The organism is Clostridium sp. ATCC BAA-442 (assembly GCF_964239415.1).
In the GTDB taxonomy this organism is placed as follows: domain Bacteria; phylum Bacillota; class Clostridia; order Oscillospirales; family Oscillospiraceae; genus Flavonifractor; species Flavonifractor plautii.
Map to the genome: position 1 here is coordinate 1 of NZ_CAXSQB010000005.1, position 4157 is coordinate 4157.

The 4157-nt window shown below is 68.9% G+C and carries 5 protein-coding genes; all 5 read left to right on the plus strand.

Translation table 11 applies throughout. The features are described from left to right. Positions 1 to 1238: electron transport complex subunit RsxC (gene rsxC / locus ACESY8_RS03235; protein ID WP_498794617.1), on the plus strand; the 1238-nt coding region annotated here is incomplete at its 5' end. Next, the gene (locus ACESY8_RS03240) at positions 1235 to 2209 is read left to right on the plus strand and encodes an RnfABCDGE type electron transport complex subunit D (protein WP_054339496.1); all 975 of its coding nucleotides are present in this window, start codon (positions 1235 to 1237) and stop codon (positions 2207 to 2209) included. The genes rsxC and ACESY8_RS03240, both read left to right, overlap by 4 nt. Beyond that, positions 2206 to 2745 (plus strand): FMN-binding protein, encoded by a 540-nt coding sequence (locus tag ACESY8_RS03245; protein WP_009256680.1) that lies wholly within the window; start codon positions 2206 to 2208, stop codon positions 2743 to 2745. Before ACESY8_RS03240 ends, ACESY8_RS03245 begins: the two co-directional genes overlap by 4 nt. A 3-nt stretch (positions 2746 to 2748) precedes the next feature. Beyond that, the gene (locus ACESY8_RS03250; RefSeq protein WP_021631049.1) at positions 2749 to 3186 is read left to right on the plus strand and encodes a hypothetical protein; all 438 of its coding nucleotides are present in this window, start codon (positions 2749 to 2751) and stop codon (positions 3184 to 3186) included. Positions 3187 to 3293: 107 nt separating this feature from the next. Continuing rightward, positions 3294 to 4124 carry a TrmH family RNA methyltransferase gene (locus ACESY8_RS03255; RefSeq protein WP_044940569.1) on the plus strand — a complete coding sequence of 277 codons (831 nt, stop codon included), beginning with the start codon at positions 3294 to 3296 and terminating at the stop codon, positions 4122 to 4124. Positions 4125 to 4157: the final 33 nt, after the last annotated feature.

A 4157-nucleotide genomic window follows, 5' to 3' on the forward strand; every position in this document is an offset into this window, starting at 1 on the left:
CCCCCGCCCCCCTTCCAAGCCAGGTCGTCATCCCAATGGTTCAGCACATCGGCAAGCCCTGTACCCCTCTGGTCAAGGCGGGAGAGTCAGTGAAGCTGGGCCAGAAGATCGGCGATGCCGAAGGCCTGAGCGCCACCATCCACGCCTCGGTGTCGGGCACCGTGGCCGCCGTAGAGCCCCGCCCCCACCCCTCCGGCCGGGCCGTACTGTCGGTGGTCATCGACAACGACTACCAGGACACCCCCGCCCAAGCACTGGAGCCTCACGCCACCCACGAGGGGCTCTCCCCCAACGATATTCTCTCCATCATCCGGGAGGCGGGTATCGTCGGCATGGGCGGCGCTACCTTCCCCACCGACATCAAGGCCGTCACCGCCCAGGGGCGGGTGGACACTATCCTGGTAAACGCCTGTGAGTGCGAGCCCTACATCACCGCCGACGACGCCCTGCTGTGCAGCTATCCGGAACAGATTTTCCGGGGACTGGCTGCGCTGGATGCCGCTCTCCATCCCGACCGGCGGGTGATCGCCGTGGAGGACAACAAGTCGGAGGCCATCGCCATCCTGCGCAGGCACCTGCCCGACTGGCCGGGAGTGGAGTTGGCCGTCCTGCCCACCCGCTACCCCCAGGGGGCGGAGAAACAGCTCATCCAGGCCGTTACCGGCCGGCAGGTGCCGCCGGGCCATCTGCCCTTCTCTGTGGGCTGCGCCGTGTTTAACGCAGGCACCGTGGCCGCCGTCTACCGGGCGGTGTACGAGGGCAAGCCGGTAACCAAGCGCATCGTCACCGTCACCGGCGAGGGCGTAAAGGAGCCCAAAAACCTGATTGTCCGCATCGGCACCCCCTTTGCCCAGGTCATCGAGGCCGCAGGCGGCCTCACGGAGGACGCCTGTAAGGTGCTCTCCGGCGGTCCCATGATGGGTACGGCCCAGGGTGAACTGGCCGCCCCGGTGCTCAAGGGTACCAACGCGGTGCTCTGCCTCACCAGCGCCAATCCCACACCGGAGCGGCCGGTGTGTATCCGCTGCTCCAAGTGTGTGGAGGTCTGCCCCATGCACCTGCAGCCCCTGTACCTCTACCGCTACGAGGCCGCCGGGAATCTGGACGCCCTCCAGGCCCTCCACGTCACCGACTGCATCGAGTGCGGCTGCTGCTCCTACACCTGTCCCGGCCAGCTCCCCCTGACGGAGCGGTTCCGGGCGGCGAAACAAGCCTTAAAGGAGGGAATCCGTCCGTGAAGCTGATCACATCCTCCTCCCCCCACATCCGCAGCGGGGAGACCACCCGCCGCCTGATGGGCACGGTGCTCCTCGCCCTGTTGCCCACCCTGGCGGCCGGGGTATGGTTCTTCGGTCTCCGGGCCCTGCTGCTAACCCTGGTGAGCGTGGCCTCCTGCGTGGCCTCCGAGTGGGCCTTCCGGGCCGTCACCAAGTCCCCCGGCTCGATTGCGGACGGCTCCGCCGCCGTCACCGGGCTGCTGCTGGCCCTCACCCTCCCCGCCACTGCCCCCTACTGGCTGGCGGCGGTAGGCGGCGTATTCGCCATTGTAGTGGTCAAGGGCCTGTCCGGCGGCCTGGGCCAGAACATCTTCAACCCCGCGCTGGCCGCCCGGGCCTTCCTGATGCTGCTGTGGCCCGCCTGGCTGGTACGCTACGCCCCCGCCGGGGCGGAGCTGCCCCTCTTCGGCTCCACCGCCGACGTGGTGAGCGCCGCCACCCCTCTCCACGACATGGTGATGCCCGCCCTGCCCACGGCCTCCCCGGCCGACATGCTCCTGGGGAACATTGGCGGCTGCATCGGAGAGGTTTCCGCCCTGGCCCTGCTGATCGGCGGTGCCATCCTGCTTGGGCGGAAGGTCATCTCCTGGCGTATCCCCGCCGCCTACCTGGGCACTGTAGCCTTCCTCACCCTGGTATTTTATAAGGGGGAGGACCCCGTTGCCTGGATGCTCTACAGCCTGCTGGGCGGCGGTGTGATGCTGGGCGCCCTGTTCATGGCCACCGACTACGCCACCTCCCCCGCTCTGCCCGCGGCCCAATTGGTTTACGGCGTGGGGTGCGGCGCGCTGACCGTGCTGTTCCGCTACTTCGGGCTCTACCCGGAGGGGGTCACCTACGCCATTCTGCTGATGAACGCCTGCGCCTGGGCGCTGGACAAGGCCCTGCCGCCGGTGCGCTTCGGCGCTGTGAGAGGAGGAAAGGCCGGATGAATGTGAAAGCCCTGATCAAGCCCGTGGCCGTGTTGGCCGCCGTCTTTGTGCTCCTGTTGGCCCTTTCGGCGGGACTGGCCCCCACGGCGGCGGAGAACGCCGCAGCCGAACAGGCCAGGCTCTTCGACACCCTGCTCCCCGGCGGCGCTCCCTTCACCGAGGAGGCCTACAACGGTGAGGACACCGCCATCGCCGCTGTCCACCGGGGTTCCACCGGCTATATTGTCGAGACCGTCACCGCCGGCTACGCCGGAGATATCACCATGCTGGTGGCCGTGGACTTTGACGGCGCCGTGGTGGGTGCGGTGGTGCGGGAGATGGAGGAGACCTTCGGCCTTGGGGCGGAAGCCCTGTCCGACGCAGGCTTTCTCTCCCAGCTCATCTGGAGCCGGGGCGAGCTGGCCGTAGGGGACAACGTGGACGCCCTCACCGGCGCCACCGTCACCTCCAAGGCGGTGGTCAAGGCGGTCAACTCCGCCTCCGCCTTTGTCACCGGCGCGGACGTCAGCTCCAGCGCAACCGAGTGGGGAGGTTAAGCCATGCAAGAGAAATATACTCTGAATACCGCCCTGGCCGCCGTGGTGGGCTTGGGCTGCCTGGCGGCGGTTCTCTACCGCGTCTTCCTGCCCGCCGCCGTGCTCCCCGCCGTAGGCCTGCCCGCGGCGGCGGCCTGCTCCCTGCTGGCCCTGGCCGCGGAGGCCTATCTCTCCAAGGGCGTTCCCCGCCGGAACTGGGGGCTTACTCTCCTGCTGGGTGCCCTCACCTTTGGCCTGCTCCCCTGGGCCGCCGGGCTTACCGCCGGGACAGAGGCCGTGCGCTTTGCCGTGGTGGGCGGCGCGGCCTTCGGCGCTCTAACCTTCCTGTTTACCTCCCTGCGGGAGCGCCTCGCCTCCGGCCCATCCGGACGGCTGGCCCCCCTGGTCACCGCCGGCATCCTGTTTCTGGCCTGCCAGTGCTTTGCCGGGATGCTCCTGTAACCCACGCGGCGCCTCCCATGCCGGGAGGCGGCGCGGCTGTTTTCCGTTGCCCTTCCGCCCGGACGGCGGTATAATGAAGGCAAGCAAGAATAAGCGAGGTGGACACCATGCCCCACATCATCGAGATCACCGACCTCTCCGCCCCCGAACTGGACGTATTCGCCCGCCTGACCGAGGCCCAGCTCCGCAGCCGCCGCGCGCCGGAGAGGGCCCTGTTCATCGCGGAGAGCCCCAAAGTCATCGGCCACGCCTTGGACGCCGGATATGAGCCCGTTTCCCTGCTGATGGAGCGCCGCCAACTGGAGGGCCCCGCCCGGGACATTCTCGCCCGCTGCGGGGACGTGCCCCTCTACACTGCTGGCCGGGACACCCTGGCCGCCTTGACGGGCTACGAGCTGACCCGCGGGGTACTGTGCGCCATGCGCCGCCCCTCTCTGCCCGCCGTGGAGGAACTGTGCGCCGGCGCCAGGCGGGTGGCCGTGCTGGAGGGCATCGTGGACCCCACCAACGTGGGGGCCATCTTCCGCTCGGCGGCAGCCCTCCACATGGACGGGGTGCTGGTCACTCCCACCTGCTGCGACCCCCTCCATCGCCGGGCGGTGCGGGTCAGCATGGGCACCGTGTTCCAGATCCCGTGGACCTATATCGGGGCGCGCTCCGCCGACTGGCCCCAGCCGGGACTTGCCCGCCTGCGGGCCCTGGGCTTTCAGACCGCCGCCATGGCCCTGAGCCCCGGAGCCCTCTCCATCGAGGACTCCCGGCTGGTGTCCGCGGAAAAGCTGGCCATCGTCCTGGGCACCGAGGGGGACGGCCTTTCCCCCCGAACGGTGGCCCACTGCGACTATACGGTTTGCATCCCCATGGCCCGCGGCGTGGATTCCCTTAACGTGGCGGCGGCCAGCGCCGTGGCCTTCTGGCAGTTGGGCCGGTACAAATGAACCGGAGCCCCTGGAGCCGCTTTGCGGCTCCAG

Coding starts and splice junctions, on each gene's coding strand:
- ACESY8_RS03250 (WP_021631049.1), top strand. CDS start 2,749: ATGCAAGAGAAATATACTCTGAATACCGCCCTGGCCGCCGTGGTGGGC.
- ACESY8_RS03245 (WP_009256680.1), top strand. CDS start 2,206: ATGAATGTGAAAGCCCTGATCAAGCCCGTGGCCGTGTTGGCCGCCGTC.
- ACESY8_RS03255 (WP_044940569.1), top strand. CDS start 3,294: ATGCCCCACATCATCGAGATCACCGACCTCTCCGCCCCCGAACTGGAC.